Origin of the sequence: [Scytonema hofmanni] UTEX 2349, assembly GCF_000582685.1 — a bacterium.
In the GTDB taxonomy this organism is placed as follows: domain Bacteria; phylum Cyanobacteriota; class Cyanobacteriia; order Cyanobacteriales; family Nostocaceae; genus Hassallia; species Hassallia hofmanni.
In genome coordinates this window covers 1,248,861-1,270,194 of record NZ_KK073769.1, presented here as the reverse complement: position 1 = coordinate 1,270,194, position 21,334 = coordinate 1,248,861, and the positions used below count along the sequence as shown (strand labels likewise).

Here is a 21,334-nt window from a genome sequence, read left to right as displayed (position 1 = left end):
GGGCATTGCCCACCTTCAATAATTTACAACAGTACGTCGGCTGATTAAAATTGATTTAAGTTCTTTGATTAGAAGTGGTAACATCATGGTATAACTTTAGTTATACTATGGCAATGAAAACAGCTATTTCAATACCAGATACTATTTTTGAAGCAGCGGAAAACTTTGCAAAGCGAATGGGGCTATCTCGAAGCGAACTGTATGCTATAGCGCTCCAAGAATACTTAAAAGTTCATCGTGGCGATCGCATTACGGAGCAGTTAGATGCTGTGTATGCCGATGAAGATAGCAGTCTTGACCCATTTTTAGTTAAACTACAAATCCACACATTGCCAGAGGAAACTTGGTAATGCAGCGAGGTGAAATTTGGTGGGCAGATCTGCCAACGCCAGTTGCTTCTGAACCAGGATATCGTAGACCAGTTCTAGTTATTCAATCTGATGACTTTAACCGTAGCCGAATTCGCACTGTAATTGTAGCTGTAATGACTAGCAACCTTCGGTTGGCTGAAGCTCCAGGTAACGTTTTAGTTAGATCTGATGAAACAGGTTTGCCACAAGATTCTGTTGTAAATGTTTCACAAATAATAACTGTAGATAAATCGTTTTTAATCGAACAGGTGAGTCAAGTTAGTGACCATGTTATGTTGCTAGTTGAAGAGGGTCTTCGAGTGGTTCTTGGACTGTGAACTTCGTTGCAGTTGTTAAGTAGGGTTTTTAGCTTACCAATCATTTGACTTACGGTTATCAATGTAGATAAAGTGTCAGTCAATAATTTAAAATTAAAAATAAAATAAACTTTTATTTTAGAAAAGCTCATATAAGTAAGCGACGGCAACTGTGGTTATTTTTGTTGATGTTGATGACACTCTTGTAAGATCGGTTGGTACAAAGCGGATTCCGATACCCAGTGTGATTAGGGTGATTCGACAGTTAAAGGCGCAAGGAGCAATATTGTACTGTTGGAGTAGTGGCGGTAGCAAGTATGCTCGTGCTTCAGCAGAAGAATTTGGACTCTTGGATTGCTTTGTCGGCTATCTCCCAAAACCAGAGGTAATGATTGATGATCAGCCATTCCAGGATTGGCGCAGGTTGTGTCATGTGTATCCGTTACAGGCTGATAGTTTACTTGGGAAATGAAGTTAAATGCTTCATCAAACGATTGCTTCAAGCTCATGTTAAGTCAGATTGCTGTTACACTGTGAGCAGAATTCAACATTCTGCGGGTAGCTATGCAGTCAATTGAGCAACTGACAGAATAAATTCTATAGGACTCATATTTGATTTTTGAACAAAACTCAGTACACTTTTATTCCTCCTTCCCAGTCCCCAGTCCCCAGTCCCCAGTCCCTTACCTCTACGAGTGATTCAGAAATCAAATCGGATTGCTATATCTTTGCCTAGTGCGTCGAGAGCGCTCTTGGCAGAAAAGATAGTGGAAAGCTTGGAATTTGATACTGACCCAACAATTCAGGCTGCTTGGGTTACTGAGGCACATAAGCGACGGGATACTGTTTCAGTTCTTCAAGCGATCGCGCAAATTCTTCAGTCAGCGAATCTGTTCCAGTTGCTTGATAAATGTGCAATAATTCCCGATAAAACCATAAAGTACCTTCCTTCCCTGCTTTAAATTCACTCCAAATATCATTGCCATTTTGCCGACAATCTAGAAGTAGCGATCGCGCATTATGCAATTTATCAGCGAGAGAAACCAACCGCACAGATGGGGATGCATGACGGAGATTTTCTAAATACTTGCGTTTGCGTTCTTTCCAAGGTGGTTTCGGGTAGGTATCGCATTCTGTGCAACCATCGATAATTTCTACCACTTCATCACCGAACATTTCCCGAATTTTTCGCGGGTTTGACTTTCCCCATAACCACACAAATAAACAGCACGCTGGAAGTAATAAATACAAACAGGGAAAACAACGCAATCAACCGCATTTCCAATTCTAGCGCTAGAGTAAGGTCGTTTTTTCGGATGATGAAAACCTAAAACAATATCACTTTGAGGTATTCCAGCAGAGAGCAAATCATCAACAACACACAAATTAGTTGCATCTTCTTCCACCCAAATTTTCCCATTTTTGATGCATAGATATATAATAATATGCTGTATTCGCTTTTTTTCGTGCCAACCAAAGCGAAACCAGAGATATTGGTCGTGTTTTTCATCAAAAGCTAGGCGATCGCTTGCTTCAAACCCTTCTGTTGCACCAGATTGAGCAATAGTTATCTCATAGTATTCGCTCAATATATTTTTAATTGCGCTGCGGTATTGTTCTAGTTTATCCATTGCCGAACTTCCTCCTTTTCTGTATCCACAACTCTTAATAAAAGGTTATTTTGAGTCAGGGCTATTTCGTTCTACACAGAAATCGTCCAGAACTGAAGTTCCACAGTTTATAGCTAAAGTTAGTTAAAACTGACTGAAAGCCTTACTTAGTCGTCTAAAGACGACTTTAGCTATTAGCCTTAGAATTCATTCTAAGGCGGTTGTTGGGATTGGTGCAAGATATCAGTTAAAACGGACTATAACCTTTTCTCAGGGGTTTTTTCTTTTCTGGAGATGTCTATCTTTTGCTGGCATAGTCAAGCTAGAACTAGGAAACTGCAAAATCAGTATACTGTCGCAGTTCTAATGGATGAAAACCTAAAACAATATCTTCATGGGGAATACCCGCTTCAACTAATTCTTCCGCAATAGGGGTAGAAGTTCCGTCATACTGAATCCAAACTTTTTCTCCGATAATATCTATATGAATCAAACAACCATGTACCCGACGAACACCATCCCAACCTATATGCATCACCTCATAATGGTCTCTTTCTGAATCAATCACTGGTTTTGGTTCAATTTCGCCATTCGCGGGTTTATGAGTTGCGTGTTCTAAGATTAATTGACGAACGATTTCACGATATTTTGTTAATTTATCCATGTCAAAATCCTTTGCTCTTTTTCGTCAAAAACAATTAGTTTCAAATTCAAATTTTCCAATATTAATTGACCAAACCGCTCCGTAAATATTCCTTCATATGCGCGTTTCGCAATTGCTAAATATAGTCTACGTTCTGGTTGTAGTTCTTTTAAAAGACTGCGATATATTTCATAAACTCCTACAGCTTCTTGTAAGTCAGTTACTGGGGAAGGACGAAGAAAACTTTTAATTTCTACTACAATTTTTTCAGATTCTTTCTCTGCGGCAATAGTAACTTTTTCTGCTCCTAAATCAATATAAACTTCCCTACCACCATAGGCTAGATAAAAAGGATCATGGGTAATTTTCCAGCCATCTGCTAACAGTGCGTTGATAACTGCATTGTGGTAGAGGTCTCTAGCTGGCATGAGTTTAGAAGTTTAACTTTTACTTCCTAAAATATAGCTTTAGTCTAACAAATTACTCTATATTATTCAGCTTAATTCTCTTGGTTTTTTCTTTGCTGGATTTCATCCCCGTTAGGGTAACAGCATTTCTAAAGGACAAGTTGCAAGAGACAACAGATTTTTATTTAAAGTTTCCATCCCCTTTCGGGGCGAGGTAGTTGTAAAGTATCGGATCAAAGAGTTCCAAAGCAGCAAAACATCTGGTTTCCATCCCCTTTCGGGGCGAGGTAGTTGTAAAGAGTTCACCTTTGGAACCCTTACTGCGAGGGAGTTTCAGATGCCCTAATCGACACCACTTTGAAAAATGACAAAAAACTGTCAAAAGTTTGTCGATTTTGCAGCCTGGAAACCTTACTACACAAGGTATCGACACCAGTCAACGAAGTTATGCGGTTTAGGTTCGGGCGAGTGGTGTCGATTTGTTTGACAATAGATTTTTCACTATGAAAAAAATTACACCCATCTGCATAGACAGTCAACCACTGTGTAATAAAAGATAATGGTCACGTTCTGTATCAAGAATGGCTTGTTTTTCGATTTCCGGTAATGGAGATGGGCGTTCTGCGCGTTCTAAAATTAACTGTTGGATAATTTGCCGATATTCTTCTACAGCCATTGGACAACTCCGAAAATTAATTATGCATTAACCAGAATCCTTGTAGAGACGCGAAATTTCGCGTCTCTACGTCTTTTCTATCAGATGTCTATTCTAACTGCATCGTGAAATCGGTCTTTTGCCATTAGGCTTTTCCTGAGACTTAAACTTAATTTGACTATTACTTCAATTTTATCCTGAAGCTTCAGGAATAGTTGCGTCTTTCGCAGATTTGGAAGAGGCTTATTCCGCCGGGTGTATGATGTATCCATGCAACAAGGTAAACCAATGACTACTTACAACATCGAGTTAAACGAAGACATATTAGAAGTCAACTTTGGCGAACCTGCATCAAACGAGCAAATTGTCAAAGATGCAGCCGCACGACTAGAAGAAATGGCAAAATCTGGCAAACTACGGGGAGGACAACTACTGAAAATCAATGGTCCCACATCCATTCCTGTAGCCTTTGTTTTGGCACATCGACTCTGCCATCTTTACGGTGCGATCGCAGTATTTGACCCAAAATTAGGCAAATTCGTGATATGCGTCACACATAACCCTGCGTATAATCTGGGAGACTTGATTGATTAACTTTGGATTTTGGATTAGGGTTTATTAACTAGCAGTAAGTTGTATGACTACCTATGACATTAATCTTGAAGGCGATGTTTTACAAGTTGGGTTTGGGGAAACACTAGCGACCGGTGACAAAATAGTCCGTGATGTGGTATTGCGATTGGATGAAGCGATCGCATCCGGGGAATTACCAGGTGGTGAGTTAATCAAAATTAACGGACGCGCATCGGTGCTGGTGAGCCAGGTTTTGGGGTATAAATTGGGGGAAATATATAGTGCGATCGCCTTTTTTGACCCCAAGCAAGGTGATAAAGGTTTAGATAGATATGTCATCACCGTTAGCAAGAATCCTAAATATCAAATTGGCGATATTTTAGATATCAGCAGAGAAGAAAATCCAGCTAATATCAAAGTAGCAATTTGTGGATTTGCAAACACCGGAAAAACCTGCTTTCACGAAAGATTAAAACAAGCATTATTAAGAATAGCCAACGCACCAAAATCCTATGTTGTTTCGGGATGTCCCGATGGTGATGGTTCGTGGTTTTCAGACACAGCTAAACGCGATGGTGTATCAATTGACAGAGACACCGAAACCGCAGCAGACAGAAAACTTTATGATTTCCAAGTACTACCCGCAGGAACGCAATTTGAATTCAAAGCAATAGCCGAAAATAGCGAGGAATGGGAATTAGGATTATTGATGATTGGTTTACACCAATTTGAAACCGAACAAATACCCCTCGGTGGTGGGCGATCGCGCGGTTTGGGTGCTGTTAAACTAGATATTGGTGAGATGCTTTGGTTTGATTATCCCCCAGACCAACCACATTTATTACTTGATTATCTCAAAAAATTGGTGATGGGTGATAAAAGTGCTTATGAGGATGCGCGGGAATTTAAAGACCATTGGGTACAACAATTAATTGATAAGCTGACAACTAGTAAATTAAATAAAACTAGCACTGAGATGAAGGGGTAAATATGGCTTTTAGTAATTTCAAAATCATCGGTGAAGTTCTCAAAGAATATCAAGTTACTTATACCAAAGCTAACTTTATTGAAGAAACACCCTTTAATGTTCCTGATTACTTCCGAGAAGACTTAAATGAAGTAATGCAGGATGGAGTTTTTTCCAACTCAGAGTTTGCAATATGTGAGAATTTAATCTATCCAGTCTTAAAAGAAGTATGGAAGAAGTATAAAACCAAACTCACAATCTGGAGCCATCAATCTTTCAACTATGATGAAAAACTCTCAGGTTTTCCAGAGTATATAATTGCTAAACGCTCTCCTTTGGGTCAAATAGTTTTTGATAAACCTTATTTTATTTTAGTTGAAGCAAAGCAAGATAATTTTGAAACAGGCTGGGCACAATGTTTAGTAGAAATGATTGCAGCAAGAGGTCTTAATCAAGAAATGAATATCACTGTTTTTGGAATTGTGTCTAATGGTAATACTTGGCAATTTGGCAAATTAGAAAGAGATGTTTTTACTCTAAATACTACTTTTTATACTATTCAGGAGTTAGATAAACTCTTTGCTGTTGTAAATTTCATCTTCCAAGAATGCGAAAAACAACTACATAATTTAGTAAGTGCCTAATATTCTATCTTTCCAATCAAATTTAACCCCCTTTGAATTCATCTTACCCTAATGGAACTGCAAGAGTGATTGGGGGTGAAACAGAATGATTTGGAAAAAAAACCTTAAATTAATTATGCGTTGCCCGAAACTCTTGTAGAGACGTAGCAATGCTACGTCTCTTTTCTACCAGATGTCTAATGCGATCGCTGTCTGATGCAAGTATCCCCATCATTCACTAACATTTAAGAGTGATTTTTCCTTACCATCAACATTATCTGAATAATCAGCCATAGAAGCAAAATTATTGATCGCATCTTTGATAAAACCAGCTACAGGTACAGCAATCAACAATCCCAACAACCCACCAATATAAGTTCCTACTAGCAAAGAAACTAACACCCAGATTGGTCTAAGTCCTGTGAAACTACCTAAAAGACGGGGAGCGATCGCTTGGTCAATTAACTGGTCAACTACAACAGATGCAGCAAAAACTTTTACTGCTAACCAAAAATCATGCGATGCTATTATTAAAATTATCACCGCAAGACTTACCACATCACCAAAAGGAATTAAACTCAAAATTCCTACTCCCAAACCAAAGAGTAAAGCAAAGGGAACGTTGAGAATCAAAAACACTATTGTCAGTGAAACTCCCATCAGCAAAGCCAAAGCTACCTGACCAATTAAATAATTTTTAAAATTCTCCTGAATTGACTCTCTTACCTTCTGACCAAAACTCAAAGGTAACTTTTTAAATATCCCATCCCATATTCTCTTTCCATCGGCTAAAAGATAAAAAGTTAGCACTATTGTAATTAACGTCTCAGAAATACTATCAATAGCATCTAAAATAGCGCTAAAAATTTTGTCTCCGATAAACTCGAACTCGCTAGGCAATTGGTCTGTTATTTGCGTAAATATTTGACGAAAATTTACTTTTAAACTGTGATTGATAGCCCAATCATTTAAAATATCAAGTTTTTGCTTATTATAATCAATCCATTGCGGAAGCTGTTGAACCATTTCATGAAATTGCTCTAATACAATGGGAACCAAAATAACACCCAAAGCAGCTAAAATTATAATACTAGAGAAAAAAACTAATGCGATCGCATAGCCACGCTTAACTCCACGTTCCTCAAGAATTGAAACGGGGTAATTCAAAATGAATCCTAGCAAAGTTGCCAAAACAAAAGTTGTCACCAAAGGTTGAAAATATTGAAAAAATCGAAATAGTAGCCAACCATTGAGAAAGATTAAAGGAAATAGCAGCGTTATAACTAACCATTTAAGTAATTGATTGAATGAAACAGTCATAATTAAAACTTCAAAATTAGCAGATTTAGAATTAGCATTGCCCATCCTACAAATTTTAGGATATAAAAGCCCTCATCAAACAAAGGCGATTGAAATCGCAGCTACACAGACAAAACCATTGATTTTGTAGCTTACACTTAGGCTGAAAGCCGCTGGTTCAAATACAAAGCCAGACGAGCGCAGGCTTCAAAACACTAGATTTTTCTAGTCCGCGTTCGGCTTTGCCGTTGCCGCAGGCTAGGCGGACTTCGTTCGTGTAGCCGCGACTTCTAGTCGCCAGGGCTTACAGTGTAAAGACGTTCCGGCGGAACGTCTCTACGGCGTTACGATATTTTTATTACTGTTAATTAAACGGAGATGATATTATACATCTTTCAAAGCTGAAAATTGCTCATCATCTATCCGTCCAGCTTGATACAGCGTTTGTGTAATTTCAGAAATAGTTAAAACCGCATGACCTTGATAACCATTTTCTCGTAATCTGTCTTTTACACCATGTTCATGGTCAATAAAAACGACAATATCATTCACATTTAATCCTGCCGATTTTAACTTTTCAGCCCCTTCCATAACACTTTTACCGCTGATGAGAATATCATCAACTACCGCAACTGTTTCCCCAGGATGAAAATCACCCTCAATTACCCTGCGGGTTCCGTGTGCTTTCACTTCTTTACGAGGGAAAATCATCGGACATTGAAGACGCAAAGATAAACCAGTAGCAGTAGGCAAAGAGCCGTAGGGAATACCTGCTATTCTATCAAAATTTAGCTTGACCAAAATTTCTTCATAAGCAATAATAACTTGATTAAAAACTTGCGGATTAGAAATTATTTTGCGTAAATCGACGTAATAAGGAAATGTGGCTCCCGATGCTTGGACAAAGTTGCCAAACATAATACAACCGATATCATAAAGTTGCAAAATTAAATCTTGTTGCGGATGTTGATCCAAAAAACAAACATCTGGCAACCATAGAGAACAGCTAGAAACATCTTGGATAATTTCAGTTTTTGCCTGATTAATTTGGGTATTTAAAGACTGGACTTCTTGAGATAATTCTGTTGAACTCAACATATCTTGAGGAACAGGAATCAGCAAACCATCACCATTCTTATTCAAACCAGCCGCTAGGACTTGATTAAGGTTGCCACCTTCTGCCCAGATACTACGAGCCATAATAATTCGTTCTGGTGCATCTGCTCGAATGCGAGCAAAAATCTCAGGCTTTGTTGTTCCTACTTCTAAACCTAATTGTTCTGGAGTACCCCAATTTTTTGATTCTTTTACTACTTGCAAATAAAAGGGTGTTTCCGCTGTGGGAAACTGTTGTAAAGATTCTGCGGCTGAATTAGAAGTACAACATAAAATAAACACCGCTTTACCAGGATAAACCAAAAACGGTGCGACATTATCTTGTCCGGCATAAGGACTGAGAGTGATTGCATCCACATTCCATTCACTAAACACAGTACGGGCAAAAATTGTGCTGGTATTTAAATCACTGTGTTTTGCATCTAAAATAATTGGAATGTGAGCCGGGATAGATGCTAAAGTTTTTTGCAGTAATTCTAAACCAGAAATACCCAAAGCTTGATAAAATCCGAGTGTGGGTTTATAAACGCAAACTTGTTCGGCTGTTTCGGCAATAATGAATTGCAACCAATCCCATAAACTAGAAATGATATCATCAGAGTTGTAGCGAGCAGGCATCATTTCTGGATTAGGATCAAGCCCAACAAATAGTAAGCTTTGATTTTGGGCGATCGCCTGATTCAATTTATCAAAAAAGTTCATATTAAATATTTAAAACATTACAAACAAAACTAAGTTATGAGTTATTAATTCATAACTCATAACTTATAATTTATAACTTTCTACAACCCTCCATACCATTCATAACCCTGATCTTCCCAGAAACCTTTCATCGCTGGCAAATCACTAATCAAAGTAACCTTAGTCACCCATTTACTCTGCTTATAACCAAGTTTAATTGGCGAAGCTAAACGTAACGGGGCACCATTTTCAGATGGCAAAGGTTCACCATTTTTCTGATAAGCTAACAAAGTCTGGGGATGCAATACTGAATCAATATCCCAACTTTCGTAATAGCCATCAGCAGATTTAAAGTAAGCAAATTTGACATTTGTTTTCGGTTGGGCAAGGGCAATAAGTTCCCGCAGACGTATACCACCCCATTGCACAATTGCTGCCCAACCTTCAACACAAACATGACGAATAATCATCGAAGTTAGCGGCAAAGCCTGAATATCTGCCATACTCAAGTTGAGAGGTTTATTGACATCACCATCAACAATTAAGCGAAATTTTGCTTGGTCAATAATTGGAGTACCTTGAAAACTATTAACTAGCAACTCCTCCGGTTTAATATCACTCTTGGAGAATTCCGGTACAGGCTTTTGGGGATTAAATATTAATGTTTCAACCTTCTCATTCAACGGTTCAGAAAGGTTGCTTGCAACATCACTAAATAACGGTGTGCCGCAACTACTAAGAAGATAACCCATGCTCGAAATACCCGAAACTTGTAAAAACTTTCGGCGTGTTAATTGAGAACTAGGTACGCGAATTAAATTCATAAAATTAGTCCTTTGTGATTTGTCTGAATAACCGTCTATTTATCTATTCAACTCAAAACATCGAATCAGTCAACTGTTCCCCTCCAACTTTATGCCCTAAATGTCGGTGAATTATTACAAATAGGATAATGCTTGGTACTGAAGAAAAGTGAACAATTCTTAATGCTTCCCAACTGCCAAATGCATCAACAATCCAGTAGAATTGGGCAGGTTTATACATGCCTATTCCTGTAAATAAAGCCAGCAGTAAAATGGGAATAATAGCTGTATAAACGATGCGATGCCAAGCATAATTTAAACGCTTCGAGTTTTGAGTTTTTTGTAATGCTTTGATATCATTTATATTTACAAAGCGATGTCGCCAACGGCGGGTGATTAAAACATAAATTCCATACCACAATAGATTCAACGAAAATAACCACATTGCCGCAAAATGCCAATGCCTGCCTCCCGCAAGCCAACCTCCTAAAGTAAATAGGGGAGGAATATGTAAACCTGCACGTCCGCCAAAAACAGGGTTAGCGTTGTAAATTTGTAGCCCACTAGTGAGCATGATAAACAAACTAATGATATTACAAGAATGGAAAATTTTCGCACCTATTGCTTGGATTGGTAATTTGCGACTTTTAGGGGGAACTGTCGAATCCATAGATATTTATTGTTAAATCTTCTTTTCGGTGTGTTAAGCATTACTCAGCAGATTTGCGGCTGGATAATACTCACTTTGCTTTTTCCATCCTACCGTTGAGGGGAGTAGTCTGCGACTAATTTTGAACTATAATCATATTTTGCACCTACACCCTGGAAGGGTGAGGCTATACAAACAAAGCCTCCCTTCGGAGGCTAGATAATTTAGACGTTTTGTAGTCCACGTAGGTGGACTTCGTTCGTATAGCCGCAGGCTTCCAGCCTGTTGACGTATGGTGCAATATGTGAATGAAATTATTCAGTATGTTCAGGTTGCCACAGATACTCACGCAAATTGATTTTTCCTTCAGAATTAAATTTTATTCCTTCTTCTTCCAGAAGCGATCGCTGTTTGTAATCTGTACCATTTCGCTGCATTGAATGGGATATCTCCCCTTTGGCATTAATTACTCGATGCCAAGGTATATCTGATAAACTGATATCAACTTGATAGAGAGCATAACCGACTAAACGGGCTTTTCCGTACAAATGAGCCAAATCTGCTATTTGTCCGTAAGTTGCCACTCTACCTTTTGGTATTTGGCGCACAATCTCATATATGTTGTCATACTTAGACATTTATCTTTTATATCATTTTTGGCAAATCACATTGTAGAGATGATGAAGCTTATTACTCAAAGAGCGCTTTTTATCTAGTGATAATTACCATTTTTTGTAAGGGAGAAACTTACCTGACATGACAATTTTCACGCGATCGCCCAAACGATCTTCTTCCTTGCTTACATCCAAAGTAAAATCGATAGCACTCATAATTCCATCACCAAACTTTTCTTGAACTACATTTTTCAGTGCAAGTCCATATACCTGCATAATTTCATAAAACCGATAAATAAAAGGGTCAGTTGGAACAATAGAATCACTACCTTTTATCGGGTATTTCGTCAGATATGATGCATAGTCCGCATCAAGCCCTAATGCCTCAACTAATACGAGTGCTTCTTCAGGTGAAGCACTCGCTTGACGGTAAATTACAGAAGCAATCCATACTTCGTTACGTTGCATTCGGAGTGCTAATTCAGCAAAAGTTAATCCTTTGTCTTCTTTTGCTGCTAAAAGTTTTTGAGTAATTTCAGAAATAGACATGTTTGTTTGTAATATAGAATCTGAGGTTCAATTTCCAGTGTAAATCATCAGTGAAAAAATTTGGGCGTTACTAAGAGGTTGCTTGAAAAGTGGTTAACTGTGATTTTAGGCACTTATTGATCCGAACAACCCCCCTTAAAAAGCAGGGCTGTTTCATTCGAGAAGGTAAGGATTTTGTCAAGATCATTGGCGATAAATATCTGGGCAAAAGTGATGAAATTTTGACGATTGGGATACGAAACATTGAGTGCAAAGCTTATTTTCCATCTCCTGAAGGCTTGCATTTGCAAGCTTTTTAGGGAATGAAACAGCCCTGCCCTTAAAAAGGGGGGAACCGGAATCAAATTCCCCCTTTTCAAGGGGGATTTAGGGGGATTTAGAAGGTTTTGATACTGACAACAGGACTTTTCAAACATCCTCTAAACGACAATCAATTGTTCTTCGCTACGAGTGTGCGAAACTTTCATCCTCTCAATCAGCAACGCCAAAATTTTCAATACTTCTACTTAATTAATTAGAAAGCAAACTTGGAGAAGTTAAAACAAAAACGTCTCTTGTTCCTTGAGCCTCAGTCTGAGGTTTAATCGGAGTAGTAAAATGATAAAATTCATGGTCATTAACCAATAGTAATTCTCCAGAATTCAAAATTTTATTAAAAACAGGCTTTTCTTTTTTAGCAGTGTAAAGATGCGTTTCTCCACCTTGAATATTTTCTCTAGCAACAGAAAATATCCCGATAAAATCAGTACCATCTTGATGAATACCTTCAGGTGCGGGATTTCCTAAATTATTTGGTGAACAAGTCGTTCTAATTTGATGAACTCCTATTTCGGCTTCTGGGTGAAGTTTACAAGAATCACTAAATGCCAAAACCATATACTTAAAAATATCAAGTTCTATTAATGCATCATCTAATTCTGCAAACTCTCTTTTAACATCACCCACTAATGGATTGTATTCTTTGCTTTGAAAAAGGTAGCCATGAGGTAATTTGCTTAATTTCTTCTCAGAAACTATAAAACGAGATAACCTTCTAGAGCGATAGTTACCTTTAATATAAGGGTCTAGAGGCAAATCGTTAAAAAATTGCTTGAAACCTTCTGGATTTATAGAATTTACCTTTCGCAATGTAAACATAAAGGCATATTCTAGTTGCATGAATTCCGATACTTTTTGCATCATCTTTTCCTGATTGCAGAGACTTTCCCAATTTTTCTCTTGGGAGATTTATAACACTAAGTATAAATTATTTTTTTAGTAAATGTCGTCAAATAGACTACATAAATTTACATTTTATGATATGTCTAACCGCTGTAAAGACGTTCCGCCGGAACGTCTCTACAATTTTCGTCGTCACGTTCTGACTGCGTTGACTAAATTCTCACAGGCTCTTAAGAAGATGCTCACATCCACACCCAGCCCGATGTATTGAATTCCTGCATCAATCCACTGCTTGGCAACTTCGGGGTTGTCAGCAAAGGTGCCGACTGCTTTGCCAGAGTCGCGAATAATAGTGACGCATTGCTGCATCAACTTAATAACACGCGGATCTCTTACCTGACCGGGAATACCCAGCGACTGCGATAAGTCGTAGGGACCGAGAAAGATAACGTCAATGTGCGGTACACTAACAATCTCTGCAATGTTCTCCACACCGCGCTGACCTTCGACATGAACCACAACCAAAGACTCTTCGTTTAACTTGTCTGTGATTTGCGTTCCCGCTGCTGTGTACATACCCGATCGCGTGGCAAATGAAAGTCCCCGCGAACCGAGAGGGCTGTATTTGGCTCCCTTAACGCAAGATAAAGCATCAGATTTCGTTTCAATTTGCGGCACTTGCACCCCAGCACTACCAATGTCAAGCGCTCTTTGAATTTGCGGTGCGTCATTCTTTCTGATGCGGATCACTGGGGCAATTCCGACGCAATCTGCCGCACGGCAGAGGTCTTCCGCAGCCAGTGTATGCAAGGCTCCATGCTCCATGTCAATCACCGCAAAATCAAATCCTGCGTGTCCGCAGATTTCGATAAACGCAGGATAAGCACAGTTCATAAATGGACCGAGGACAACCTCACCACGCTTGAGTTTTTGTTTAAGTTGATTTTCACGCATTGGTTATCGCTTATTATCGATTTTTAGCTACCTTATGCAAAATTACTGCAAAATCAATCTATATGCCCAATGCCCAATGCCCAATGCCCAATGCCCAATGCCCCATGCCCAATGCCCCATACAATGATGAATGATTGGCTTTACCGCTACCCGCTTTTATATCCTGGTATCTTGCTGAAGCGTTACAAGCGTTTTTTTGCAGATATTCAACTTGCTTCTGGGGAAATAGTAACAGCGCACTGTCCGAATACAGGACCAATGACTGGGGTTTCCACTCCTGGGAGTGCGGTGCAGTTATCTTTAAGTGATAATCTTAAGCGTAAATTGCCTTATACTTTGGAATTGATTCAGGTAGATGATAACGAACCGACTTGGGTAGGTGTTAATACTGTTTTGCCAAATCGGGTGGTGAAGTTAGCTTTGACAACATACCTTTTTCCGGAATTGGGTGGATATAGCCAAATTCGGGGTGAGGTGGTTTATGGGCAAGATAAAAAAAGTCGAGTTGATTTTTTCTTGACAGGAAGTGATGACGATCGCCCGATTTTTTTAGAAGTGAAAAACACAACTTTCGCGGAAGGAAGATTGGCGTTATTTCCCGATACGGAGACAACAAGAGGGCAAAAGCACCTGCGAGAATTGATGGCGTTGTTGCCCCAAAGTCGTGCAGTAATGCTTTACTTTATTAATCGGGGCGATTGTACGCATTTTGCCCCTGGTGATATAACTGACCCTGTATATGGTAAGTTGTTGCGGGAAGCGATCGCTCTCGGTTTAGAAGTTTTACCCTGTCGTTTTCAAGTCACTCCAGAAGGCATTCAGTATTTGGGTTTGGCAGAATGCAAATTTTAGTAATTACTTAATGTTCCCTTGAATGTGTAAATATTGAGTTGTTGGGTTTCATGGTTCAACCCAACCGACGAGCGATCGCACTCCTTTTATCGACATAATCTAAAAGCCTTTATTATGGAATCAGTCTAAGTTCAAAGCAGATAGATCGTCAAAAAACTGAAAACACATGGAAAATAACAATAAACAAATTTACAATTACACAGTTATTCTGGAAAAAGAATCAGATGGAGGTTATCACGTTTTTTGTCCTGTCCTAAAAGGTTGTCATTCTCAAGGAGATTCTTTTGAAGAAGCCATTGAGAATATTACAGAAGCTATTGAATTATATATTGAAAGTTTAAGGGCTGATAATCAGTCAATTCCTAAAGAGGATTTAATTGTTAAGCCATTAAGTATCTTGGCATGAGTAATTTTCCCAGTGTCAAAGCGAAAGAATTTATCAAAGTCATCGAAAATTTAGGTTTTTATCTTGATCGTCAAAAGGGGAGTCATGCTATTTACAAGGATAGTCATGGACAAAGGGTTGTTGTTCCTATTCATGCCGGAAAAGACCTAAAACAAGGGACTCTCATAGGCATGATTCAAGATATTGGTATTGACAAGGAAACTTTCTTTGAGTTATTGGGAAAATAAATTAGGTGTAATTTTATTATTTGGTGTCGGTACTCAACCCAACCGACAAGATCGGCGATCGCATTGCGCGATTGTCAAATAAATTGTAATGTAGCGATCGCTTTTAGGTCAGGTTGAATAAGCAAATAATGGCGCGATCGCACTAATGTGGTTCGGCTTCTATAGTCACAGTAATCGTGTTCTCTCCTAATAATCCACCTTGGCTACCTGATATTTTAATGATTTTCCATTCAATGCGTTGATCTGAAGTGCCTATGCTTAAAGCTTCTAACGCTTTCTTATTAGCTTCCAAAAGAGCAGATTGAAAATCCCCTTCTTTTGATGTTCCTTGAAATTGTGGAAACTTCATAGTATTCATTACGGTTCTCCTAAATTTTGAGAAATTAAGTTTTGTTGAACATCAGGCAATACAGTTCGGTTAAGGATTTTTCGTGGTGATTGAGGGTATGTAGAGACGCGATATATCGCGTCTCTACAAGGTTTTTGGTTTATCGAATTTTCTTATCCGAACCGTATTGGAACATCAGGTTCTGCTTGTTTGAACCTCATACTTCCTACAACGCTCGTATTTTGGGCTTAAACCAAGCGTATTGGATTAATAGCTGTAATTCAGCCTATTCTGATAAATCCTGCGACATTTGCCATGTTTTGGGTAAAGTTCCCGGTGATATTATCATCGCTGTGATTACCTTCAGAGGTTTGAATCTCAGAACTTCCAGCTGTGTATCTCCTAACAATGCCTATGTGATCTAGTTGTGAATTGTTTCTTTGCCAATCAAAAACAACGATGTCTCCACGTTGAGGAGTGATACTTCCTTTTAGATACCAATACCCATTCTTTTTAGCCCAAAACTTCCAAGATTCAACTAAAGCCATTGTTGCCCAGAATCCTTCAGGAATAATTGGGATCTCAATTCCTACATCCCGGCAACAATAAGTTACAAACGCAGCACACCAGTTATAAAAGACTGGTTCAGAACCAATATGACCTAATTTCTGCATAGGTTCCCGGAAAGGCTTGAGATACTTCTCAGCTTCACTATTTGGTCCCTTCCATACCAATTTCTTAGCTGCTTCCTGTTCAGCAAAATCGGCGAGTTTAGCACGAATGTCTGATGGCGGTTTGTTCTCAAATTTACCACCAAGAGCCGCCCAAGTTTGTGAACCAACTTCCCCATCTACATCAATTCCAGTTGCTTTTTGGAAGTTCTTCACAGCAGTTTCAGTTTGAGAACCAAATTCTCCATCTACTTCTCCTGCATTAAACCCTTTAGCATTTAGGACTCTTTGCAGTGCTTTGACATCCTCTCCTTCAACTCCTAGACGAAGATAACGGGTAAGGATGGGTAATTCCAAGTCAGAAGACGAATATGTTAAATTCCAAGCTTCTCCACGTTCACCTTTATTAGGAAGACGCCAAATTGATGACCCTGGATAATTATTGAGATAATCCTGAAGTTCTGCCTTGGTAGCAGGCTTTTGTGTATCACTTTCGGAACCCCAAATCGGCAGAATTGGTTTTTCCAAGCCTATGCGCTGATGTGCATCTAGACAATCCTTAACCTTTTCTTTTGTGGTAGGCTTGAAAGTGAATTTTTCAAAATAAATCTGTGGTAAAGCTATATCGCAATACTTGTCCAAAATCTCCCAAGGAATATTAGGGTGAAGTCCAGGATGACCGAAACTGGTATATCCAAGTGTACCTTCCTTGAGCAAAGGACGAAGCGCAAACAGAAGTTTGTCTACAGAAATGTGAGTGCTTTTTTCTTCAACTTCCTTTTCCAAATCAAGGATATAGCCATCTAATCCGCAATCAAGAGCTTGCTTTACTGCTGATACTTGTTCAGCGATATTATCAGTTCCGTAATGATATCCCCATCCGTAAACTTCCATACCGCGAGATTTGAATTCCTTAATTATTTCTGGAGAACATTGACGGCTCCAGAACATGGGTCTACTTTTACCATCAAAAACTTTCAGGTAGACGCGCTTAACTTGGCATTTAACTAACCTGTCAAGGTAGTTATTTTCGATTTCTGACAAATTCCAAATCCAAACACCATTAGGATGTGTATTCATGATGATTTTATTCTTTCAAAATTTTATTAAGGAAAGTTTTTAGTGAATAATCATAGAAATAATCTTTAATTATTCAACATATTTAAAGAGGTTTCAGCTTCTTTGCTAACCCTCTTTGCCTTTCTATATACATATAGTATTTCGACACAATAGGATTGATAATTAACTATTTTTCGGAACTTATAGAAGCGAGAGTTAATTATTTTTAGATACTGATAATTTTTCTCTCTCTATATAAGCTGTAGTTTCTTTATTCAGGATAAATGTATGAATGCGAAAAACTTTATAAATTATTGTAGCAGTGAGCAACTGCCGAAACAATTACTCACTGCTGCAATAATTTATAATCTGGTAAATCTAAGTTGCCATTGCTACGGTGCGTTTGCCCTGCTATTGAGCGTTACTGGGGTGTGCCAAACACTTGAGTCCAGTAGTGTTTGTATTTGACGCTACCCTGATCGTTTTCCAAAAAGTAGTAACCGACCCCAAGCTCTCGAAACTGAGAATTGAGAATGTTGGCACGATGTCCTGAGCTATTCATCCAGCTTTGCATAGCAGCTTCTGGTGTAGGGTTGCCTGCGGTAATGTTTTCCCCTACTCGTGAGTACTGATAACCTTCCGCTCTGACTCGCTCCACCATTTGCCGATGATCGAAAAAGTCCTGCATTGCCATGCTCCGGCTGTGTTTCTGTGCAGCAGCAGCGAGTTTGGAATTGAATGTGAGCGGAGGTAAACCAACCTTACCACGCTCCATGTTTGTGAGGTCAAGGATTCTTTTCAGAACACCATTATCTGACGGAGCAGGTGAGCCACCTTCTCCCACTTTTTTAAATGACGAGATAGTATCATTCGTTTCATTGTTAAAGCTGGGATATTCACCTCGTCCAAGTCGGAAACTTCTTCCCTGAAAATTGGCATGTTCAAAAAAATCCCAAGTGCCGGAGTAAACTTTAATCGAGGATATTTTGTCGTTCCAAAAATCTCCAATATAAGAATAGTCCTGATCGAGAGAACCTGATGTAGTTCCAGAGAAATTGGAATCTGTAAAGATTTCAACTGACATAATTAACGCTCCAAAATTTCAAAATAGCTGCTAGAGGAAAGCAAACTTATTTGTTTGTCTTTTTCCATATATAATAGTATCTTGATTTTATATTATTGATAAGTAACTATTTTTAGGTAAAATACTAATTATTAATTAAAAAATTTTAGATATCATCATCAACAACTTCTAAGTCAAACATTTAAGATTTTCTCAGAATTATCTCAACTTGAAAACTGAAAATTACCATAAATATTCAAATAAAAAAATACTAGATTTGCAAATAGCATAATCTAGTATAGGATGCGCGATAATATATTTAGTTGATTAATTAGCATCTAATAGAAAGGCAATAATTTAGGGTATCATTACGATGCGTGACAACGCTGTGATTCTCTCCAAGCACGGGGAGTATTTTGATAGCGATCGCGAAACTGACAATAAAAATGATTGATATTTTGATAGCCTACTTTTAAAGCAATCTCATCAACGGAGTAGTTAGTTTCTAAAAGTAAGGTGCTTGCTTGAGCTAGCCGACGCTCGATAATCCAATTATTTACTGTTTTTCCAGTAAGTCGTCGCACTAAGTCGGTTAAGTAAGCTGAAGAATAACCAACTGCTTGAGCTACTTCTTTCAGACTAATACTTTGATGATAATTCAATTCAATGAACTCAAAAACCTCACACAATCGGGGAATAGATGGAAATATGGACTTCTGAGTATCTGATTTTTTACGTTCGGTGGTAGTAGACAAGTTCTCATGTTTTAGATGAACATTAACCAGACCATTTTCTGTGATAATCACCTCAAATCCTGCTGTCTCCAAGCATTTCATTAAGAGGTTTTTGGTGTTGGTTTCAGCATTAATTAATAAAATATTGCTCATACTTTCTCCTAATATTTAATATAGTTGTCGCCTGATCGGATTTCATCACCCGCAACCCCTTCTACTTAGTGGCTTGTAGTAAAAGATGCTTGAGTCTCATGCTTCGTTACCTTTTGTTTAAACTTGATATAAACCTGGTACAAACCTGATATATTCATCAAAACCCACTGCATACTGGCTTATCGCCTGAGGATTACTGACTTGTTTCTGAGTTGTGACTGACTTTGAACGCTTTACTGGTAAAATTCATAAATAGTAATCAAACGAGCCATGCCAAGGTCGCTCAGGGTTCGTCAGGAGTTGATTCAGAAAGTAAAACTGGCAGTCAAGCGTAACGGCTTCCCCAGTCAAAGAGTTTTGGCTGAAGATGTAGGCTTGGCTTTAGCTACAGTTAGCAACTTCCTAACTGGTAAACCCGTTGACTATGTGACTTTTGAAGAACTTTGTCAGAAGTTGGCACTCTCGTGGAGAGACATTGCTGATTTGGATTTTGAGGTTCCATCCCAGACTGGAGATCAAGATAAAAATACTGGAGGAAGAACCACTGATAATCATCAAGACTGGGGAGAGGCAATTGATGTCTCAGTTTTCTACGGGCGCAGCGAAGAATTAGCTACACTAAAACAATGGATTATTAACGACCATTGCCGACTGATTACTTTAATCGGCATGGGTGGAATTGGTAAAACTGCTTTATCGGTGAAATTAGCACAGCTTTTGCAAACCGAATTTCAGTACGTTATTTGGCGAAGTCTGCGTAATGCACCACCAATTCATGAGCTTTTGACCGACCTAATTAACTTTTTGTCCCATCAACAAGAAACAACTTTACCAGAGAGCTTAGACGGTAAAATCTCCTGTTTAATACAATATCTACGTGCAGAGCGTTGTTTGTTAGTTTTAGATAATGTAGAGTCTATTCTATCTAGTAACGATCGCGCAGGAACATATCGCCAAGGATATGAAGGATATGGGCATCTCTTCAGATGTTTGGGAGAGACTAACCATCAAAGTTGTCTAGTATTGACCACTAGGGAGAAACCCAGAGGAATTAGAATTAAAGAAGGGATAAACTCTCCGATTCGTTCACTGAGATTGCCTGGTTTAACAGGAGTACAAGGTGAGAAAATTCTCACCGAAAAAGGCTTTTGTGTCTCAGAAGACGAATGTCTTGCGTTGGTAGAGTTTTATGCAGGCAATCCTTTGGCGTTGAAGATTGTTGCCACTACTATTCATGAGTTATTTGACGGCAATGTTGCTCAGTTTTTAGAACAAGGAGCCATTGTCTTTGGTGATATTTCGGATTTACTTGACCAGCAGTTTAATCGCTTGTCAACTTTAGAACAACAGGTAATGTACTGGTTGACAATTAATCGAGAATGGGTATCGTTTAGAGAGTTACAAGAGGACATTATTCCTGCTGTTTCATTCAAAGATTTATTAGAAACTTTAGAATCTCTACAATCGCGCTCACTAATTGAGAAGAATTCGGGAAATTTTACTCAACAACCAGTGGTGATGGAATATGTTAGCGATCGCTTAATCGAACAAATATGCCAAGAAATTCAAACGGTGGAAATAGCACTATTTAATAATAGCTGTGCATTAATCAGAGCTACTGCCAAAGATTACGTCATCAATGCCCAAATTCAGATGCTCCTCAAACCCCTTGCGGATAAATTACTAAACCTCTTGGGTACTCAAGAAAATGTGCAAAACTATTTAAATCAACTTTTATCAAAGCTGAAGTCGGTTGCTCCGCGAAAACCAGGATATGCAGGTGGTAATATTCTCAATTTACTCTGGCAGCTTGATGTTGACCTGAGTGGCTATGATTTTTCTAACTTAACGGTTTGGCAAGCTTACATAC

At 38.6% G+C, this 21,334-nt stretch carries 28 protein-coding genes and 1 pseudogene; 12 read left to right on the top strand and 17 right to left on the bottom strand.

From position 1 onward, the window contains the following. Nucleotides 1-113 precede the first annotated feature (113 nt). From TOL9009_RS0135870 to TOL9009_RS50675, 4 genes are all read left to right on the top strand, one after another. Entirely contained in the window at nucleotides 114-350 is a 237-nt protein-coding gene (locus TOL9009_RS0135870) for a hypothetical protein (RefSeq protein ID WP_029638344.1), read from the top strand. Further along, nucleotides 350-688 (top strand): type II toxin-antitoxin system PemK/MazF family toxin, encoded by a 339-nt coding sequence (locus TOL9009_RS0135865; protein WP_029638342.1) that lies wholly within the window; start codon nucleotides 350-352, stop codon nucleotides 686-688. Before TOL9009_RS0135870 ends, TOL9009_RS0135865 begins: the two co-directional genes overlap by 1 nt. Before the next feature lie 151 nt (nucleotides 689-839). After that, on the top strand, nucleotides 840-1,139 hold the full coding sequence (locus tag TOL9009_RS0135860; protein ID WP_029638340.1) for an HAD family hydrolase: 300 nt from the start codon (nucleotides 840-842) through the stop codon (nucleotides 1,137-1,139). 223 nt (nucleotides 1,140-1,362) lie between these two features. Beyond that, nucleotides 1,363-1,629 (top strand): addiction module protein, encoded by a 267-nt coding sequence (locus TOL9009_RS50675; RefSeq protein ID WP_072022217.1) that lies wholly within the window; start codon nucleotides 1,363-1,365, stop codon nucleotides 1,627-1,629. 37 nt (nucleotides 1,630-1,666) lie between these two features. Here the strand turns inward: TOL9009_RS50675 and TOL9009_RS50670 are convergent. From TOL9009_RS50670 to TOL9009_RS41650, 5 genes and pseudogenes are all read right to left on the bottom strand, one after another. Further along, nucleotides 1,667-1,843 (bottom strand): annotated as a pseudogene (locus tag TOL9009_RS50670) (HD domain-containing protein); the annotation flags it as partial. Then, nucleotides 1,822-2,298: a XisI protein gene (locus tag TOL9009_RS41655; RefSeq protein ID WP_084763455.1), complete on the bottom strand. Its 477-nt coding sequence runs from the start codon at nucleotides 2,296-2,298 to the stop codon at nucleotides 1,822-1,824. The pseudogene TOL9009_RS50670 and the gene TOL9009_RS41655, both read right to left, overlap by 22 nt. Nucleotides 2,299-2,605: 307 nt before the next feature. After that, a complete protein-coding gene (locus tag TOL9009_RS0135840; protein ID WP_029638338.1) occupies nucleotides 2,606-2,941 on the bottom strand; it encodes a XisI protein in 336 nt (111 codons plus the stop codon). Then, nucleotides 2,929-3,348 (bottom strand): element excision factor XisH family protein, encoded by a 420-nt coding sequence (locus TOL9009_RS0135835; protein WP_029638336.1) that lies wholly within the window; start codon nucleotides 3,346-3,348, stop codon nucleotides 2,929-2,931. Before TOL9009_RS0135835 ends, TOL9009_RS0135840 begins: the two co-directional genes overlap by 13 nt. Nucleotides 3,349-3,862: 514 nt before the next feature. Next, nucleotides 3,863-4,003 (bottom strand): element excision factor XisI family protein, encoded by a 141-nt coding sequence (locus tag TOL9009_RS41650; protein WP_038298612.1) that lies wholly within the window; start codon nucleotides 4,001-4,003, stop codon nucleotides 3,863-3,865. A 267-nt stretch (nucleotides 4,004-4,270) separates the two neighbouring features. On the opposite strand from TOL9009_RS41650, the gene TOL9009_RS0135825 reads away from it, so the two are divergent. The 3 genes from TOL9009_RS0135825 to TOL9009_RS0135810 are packed head-to-tail and all read left to right on the top strand — an operon-like array spanning nucleotide 4,271 to nucleotide 6,166. Continuing rightward, a complete protein-coding gene (locus tag TOL9009_RS0135825; protein ID WP_029638333.1) occupies nucleotides 4,271-4,576 on the top strand; it encodes a CRISPR-associated protein Csx3 in 306 nt (101 codons plus the stop codon). A 43-nt stretch (nucleotides 4,577-4,619) separates the two neighbouring features. Next, on the top strand, nucleotides 4,620-5,543 hold the full coding sequence (locus TOL9009_RS48635; RefSeq protein ID WP_051503213.1) for an RAMP superfamily CRISPR-associated protein: 924 nt from the start codon (nucleotides 4,620-4,622) through the stop codon (nucleotides 5,541-5,543). A 2-nt stretch (nucleotides 5,544-5,545) separates the two neighbouring features. Continuing rightward, complete coding sequence (locus tag TOL9009_RS0135810) at nucleotides 5,546-6,166, top strand: hypothetical protein (protein WP_029638331.1); 621 nt, start codon at nucleotides 5,546-5,548, stop codon at nucleotides 6,164-6,166. A gap of 210 nt (nucleotides 6,167-6,376) precedes the next feature. Here the strand turns inward: TOL9009_RS0135810 and TOL9009_RS0135805 are convergent, their stop codons facing one another. The 8 genes from TOL9009_RS0135805 to TOL9009_RS0135760 all read right to left on the bottom strand — a co-directional run bounded on the left by TOL9009_RS0135805 (nucleotide 6,377) and on the right by TOL9009_RS0135760 (nucleotide 13,971). Next, complete coding sequence (locus TOL9009_RS0135805) at nucleotides 6,377-7,465, bottom strand: AI-2E family transporter (protein WP_029638328.1); 1,089 nt, start codon at nucleotides 7,463-7,465, stop codon at nucleotides 6,377-6,379. Nucleotides 7,466-7,828: 363 nt separating this feature from the next. Further along, a complete protein-coding gene (locus TOL9009_RS0135795; protein WP_029638325.1) occupies nucleotides 7,829-9,262 on the bottom strand; it encodes a bifunctional orotidine-5'-phosphate decarboxylase/orotate phosphoribosyltransferase in 1,434 nt (477 codons plus the stop codon). An 80-nt stretch (nucleotides 9,263-9,342) separates the two neighbouring features. Then, complete coding sequence (locus TOL9009_RS0135790) at nucleotides 9,343-10,065, bottom strand: molybdopterin-dependent oxidoreductase (RefSeq protein ID WP_029638323.1); 723 nt, start codon at nucleotides 10,063-10,065, stop codon at nucleotides 9,343-9,345. Nucleotides 10,066-10,117: 52 nt separating this feature from the next. Then, the gene (locus TOL9009_RS0135785; RefSeq protein WP_029638320.1) at nucleotides 10,118-10,714 is read right to left on the bottom strand and encodes a cytochrome b/b6 domain-containing protein; all 597 of its coding nucleotides are present in this window, start codon (nucleotides 10,712-10,714) and stop codon (nucleotides 10,118-10,120) included. Nucleotides 10,715-11,007: 293 nt separating this feature from the next. Further along, on the bottom strand, nucleotides 11,008-11,331 hold the full coding sequence (locus TOL9009_RS0135780; protein WP_029638318.1) for an MGMT family protein: 324 nt from the start codon (nucleotides 11,329-11,331) through the stop codon (nucleotides 11,008-11,010). Between the two features lie 84 nt (nucleotides 11,332-11,415). Further along, nucleotides 11,416-11,856: a cyanase gene (gene cynS / locus TOL9009_RS0135775; RefSeq protein ID WP_029638316.1), complete on the bottom strand. Its 441-nt coding sequence runs from the start codon at nucleotides 11,854-11,856 to the stop codon at nucleotides 11,416-11,418. A 510-nt stretch (nucleotides 11,857-12,366) separates the two neighbouring features. Next, entirely contained in the window at nucleotides 12,367-13,035 is a 669-nt protein-coding gene (locus TOL9009_RS0135765; protein ID WP_029638312.1) for a 2OG-Fe dioxygenase family protein, read from the bottom strand. Nucleotides 13,036-13,209: 174 nt separating this feature from the next. Next, nucleotides 13,210-13,971, bottom strand: coding sequence for an HpcH/HpaI aldolase family protein (locus tag TOL9009_RS0135760; protein ID WP_029638310.1), 762 nt, complete (start codon nucleotides 13,969-13,971; stop codon nucleotides 13,210-13,212). On the opposite strand from TOL9009_RS0135760, the gene TOL9009_RS49940 reads away from it, so the two are divergent. The 4 genes from TOL9009_RS49940 to TOL9009_RS0135745 all read left to right on the top strand — a co-directional run bounded on the left by TOL9009_RS49940 (nucleotide 13,971) and on the right by TOL9009_RS0135745 (nucleotide 15,456). Further along, nucleotides 13,971-14,105, top strand: coding sequence for a hypothetical protein (locus TOL9009_RS49940; RefSeq protein WP_260676012.1), 135 nt, complete (start codon nucleotides 13,971-13,973; stop codon nucleotides 14,103-14,105). The genes TOL9009_RS0135760 and TOL9009_RS49940 overlap by 1 nt on opposite strands. Continuing rightward, on the top strand, nucleotides 14,098-14,823 hold the full coding sequence (gene sfsA / locus TOL9009_RS0135755) for a DNA/RNA nuclease SfsA (RefSeq protein WP_029638308.1): 726 nt from the start codon (nucleotides 14,098-14,100) through the stop codon (nucleotides 14,821-14,823). Before TOL9009_RS49940 ends, sfsA begins: the two co-directional genes overlap by 8 nt. Nucleotides 14,824-14,989: 166 nt before the next feature. Continuing rightward, nucleotides 14,990-15,229 carry a type II toxin-antitoxin system HicB family antitoxin gene (locus tag TOL9009_RS0135750; RefSeq protein ID WP_029638306.1) on the top strand — a complete coding sequence of 80 codons (240 nt, stop codon included), beginning with the start codon at nucleotides 14,990-14,992 and terminating at the stop codon, nucleotides 15,227-15,229. Then, on the top strand, nucleotides 15,226-15,456 hold the full coding sequence (locus TOL9009_RS0135745; RefSeq protein WP_029638304.1) for a type II toxin-antitoxin system HicA family toxin: 231 nt from the start codon (nucleotides 15,226-15,228) through the stop codon (nucleotides 15,454-15,456). The genes TOL9009_RS0135750 and TOL9009_RS0135745 overlap by 4 nt, the downstream gene beginning before the upstream one ends. 142 nt (nucleotides 15,457-15,598) lie before the next feature. Here TOL9009_RS0135745 and TOL9009_RS41635 read toward each other — a convergent pair whose 3' ends face one another. The 4 genes from TOL9009_RS41635 to TOL9009_RS0135725 form a co-directional block, all read right to left on the bottom strand. Beyond that, the gene (locus tag TOL9009_RS41635) at nucleotides 15,599-15,814 is read right to left on the bottom strand and encodes a hypothetical protein (RefSeq protein ID WP_038298309.1); all 216 of its coding nucleotides are present in this window, start codon (nucleotides 15,812-15,814) and stop codon (nucleotides 15,599-15,601) included. 251 nt (nucleotides 15,815-16,065) lie between these two features. Then, the gene (locus TOL9009_RS0135735) at nucleotides 16,066-17,535 is read right to left on the bottom strand and encodes a peptidoglycan-binding protein (RefSeq protein WP_029638302.1); all 1,470 of its coding nucleotides are present in this window, start codon (nucleotides 17,533-17,535) and stop codon (nucleotides 16,066-16,068) included. Nucleotides 17,536-17,935: 400 nt separating this feature from the next. Then, nucleotides 17,936-18,598, bottom strand: a complete 663-nt coding sequence (locus tag TOL9009_RS44870; protein ID WP_084763454.1) for a CAP domain-containing protein — start codon at nucleotides 18,596-18,598, stop codon at nucleotides 17,936-17,938. Between the two features lie 347 nt (nucleotides 18,599-18,945). Then, on the bottom strand, nucleotides 18,946-19,464 hold the full coding sequence (locus tag TOL9009_RS0135725; RefSeq protein ID WP_029638298.1) for a helix-turn-helix domain-containing protein: 519 nt from the start codon (nucleotides 19,462-19,464) through the stop codon (nucleotides 18,946-18,948). Between the two features lie 270 nt (nucleotides 19,465-19,734). Here TOL9009_RS0135725 and TOL9009_RS42765 point away from each other — a divergent pair. Then, nucleotides 19,735-21,334 (top strand): NB-ARC domain-containing protein (locus TOL9009_RS42765; protein WP_038298306.1); only part of this gene is annotated, 1,600 nt, incomplete at its 3' end.

Bases quoted from the DNA above. Each gene is read 5' to 3' on its own strand.
- TOL9009_RS0135810 (WP_029638331.1), top strand. From the start codon at position 5,546: ATGGCTTTTAGTAATTTCAAAATCATCGGTGAAGTTCTCAAAGAATAT.
- TOL9009_RS0135765 (WP_029638312.1), bottom strand. From the start codon at position 13,035: ATGCAAAAAGTATCGGAATTCATGCAACTAGAATATGCCTTTATGTTT.
- TOL9009_RS0135785 (WP_029638320.1), bottom strand. From the start codon at position 10,714: ATGGATTCGACAGTTCCCCCTAAAAGTCGCAAATTACCAATCCAAGCA.
- TOL9009_RS44870 (WP_084763454.1), bottom strand. From the start codon at position 18,598: ATGTCAGTTGAAATCTTTACAGATTCCAATTTCTCTGGAACTACATCA.
- TOL9009_RS0135790 (WP_029638323.1), bottom strand. From the start codon at position 10,065: ATGAATTTAATTCGCGTACCTAGTTCTCAATTAACACGCCGAAAGTTT.
- cynS (WP_029638316.1), bottom strand. From the start codon at position 11,856: ATGTCTATTTCTGAAATTACTCAAAAACTTTTAGCAGCAAAAGAAGAC.
- TOL9009_RS41635 (WP_038298309.1), bottom strand. From the start codon at position 15,814: ATGAATACTATGAAGTTTCCACAATTTCAAGGAACATCAAAAGAAGGG.
- TOL9009_RS0135780 (WP_029638318.1), bottom strand. From the start codon at position 11,331: ATGTCTAAGTATGACAACATATATGAGATTGTGCGCCAAATACCAAAA.
- TOL9009_RS41650 (WP_038298612.1), bottom strand. From the start codon at position 4,003: ATGGCTGTAGAAGAATATCGGCAAATTATCCAACAGTTAATTTTAGAA.
- TOL9009_RS0135840 (WP_029638338.1), bottom strand. From the start codon at position 2,941: ATGGATAAATTAACAAAATATCGTGAAATCGTTCGTCAATTAATCTTA.
- sfsA (WP_029638308.1), top strand. From the start codon at position 14,098: ATGAATGATTGGCTTTACCGCTACCCGCTTTTATATCCTGGTATCTTG.
- TOL9009_RS0135795 (WP_029638325.1), bottom strand. From the start codon at position 9,262: ATGAACTTTTTTGATAAATTGAATCAGGCGATCGCCCAAAATCAAAGC.
- TOL9009_RS0135745 (WP_029638304.1), top strand. From the start codon at position 15,226: ATGAGTAATTTTCCCAGTGTCAAAGCGAAAGAATTTATCAAAGTCATC.
- TOL9009_RS0135760 (WP_029638310.1), bottom strand. From the start codon at position 13,971: ATGCGTGAAAATCAACTTAAACAAAAACTCAAGCGTGGTGAGGTTGTC.
- TOL9009_RS0135825 (WP_029638333.1), top strand. From the start codon at position 4,271: ATGACTACTTACAACATCGAGTTAAACGAAGACATATTAGAAGTCAAC.
- TOL9009_RS0135735 (WP_029638302.1), bottom strand. From the start codon at position 17,535: ATGAATACACATCCTAATGGTGTTTGGATTTGGAATTTGTCAGAAATC.
- TOL9009_RS41655 (WP_084763455.1), bottom strand. From the start codon at position 2,298: ATGGATAAACTAGAACAATACCGCAGCGCAATTAAAAATATATTGAGC.
- TOL9009_RS48635 (WP_051503213.1), top strand. From the start codon at position 4,620: ATGACTACCTATGACATTAATCTTGAAGGCGATGTTTTACAAGTTGGG.
- TOL9009_RS0135750 (WP_029638306.1), top strand. From the start codon at position 14,990: ATGGAAAATAACAATAAACAAATTTACAATTACACAGTTATTCTGGAA.
- TOL9009_RS0135865 (WP_029638342.1), top strand. From the start codon at position 350: ATGCAGCGAGGTGAAATTTGGTGGGCAGATCTGCCAACGCCAGTTGCT.
- TOL9009_RS0135835 (WP_029638336.1), bottom strand. From the start codon at position 3,348: ATGCCAGCTAGAGACCTCTACCACAATGCAGTTATCAACGCACTGTTA.
- TOL9009_RS0135805 (WP_029638328.1), bottom strand. From the start codon at position 7,465: ATGACTGTTTCATTCAATCAATTACTTAAATGGTTAGTTATAACGCTG.
- TOL9009_RS0135870 (WP_029638344.1), top strand. From the start codon at position 114: ATGAAAACAGCTATTTCAATACCAGATACTATTTTTGAAGCAGCGGAA.
- TOL9009_RS0135725 (WP_029638298.1), bottom strand. From the start codon at position 19,464: ATGAGCAATATTTTATTAATTAATGCTGAAACCAACACCAAAAACCTC.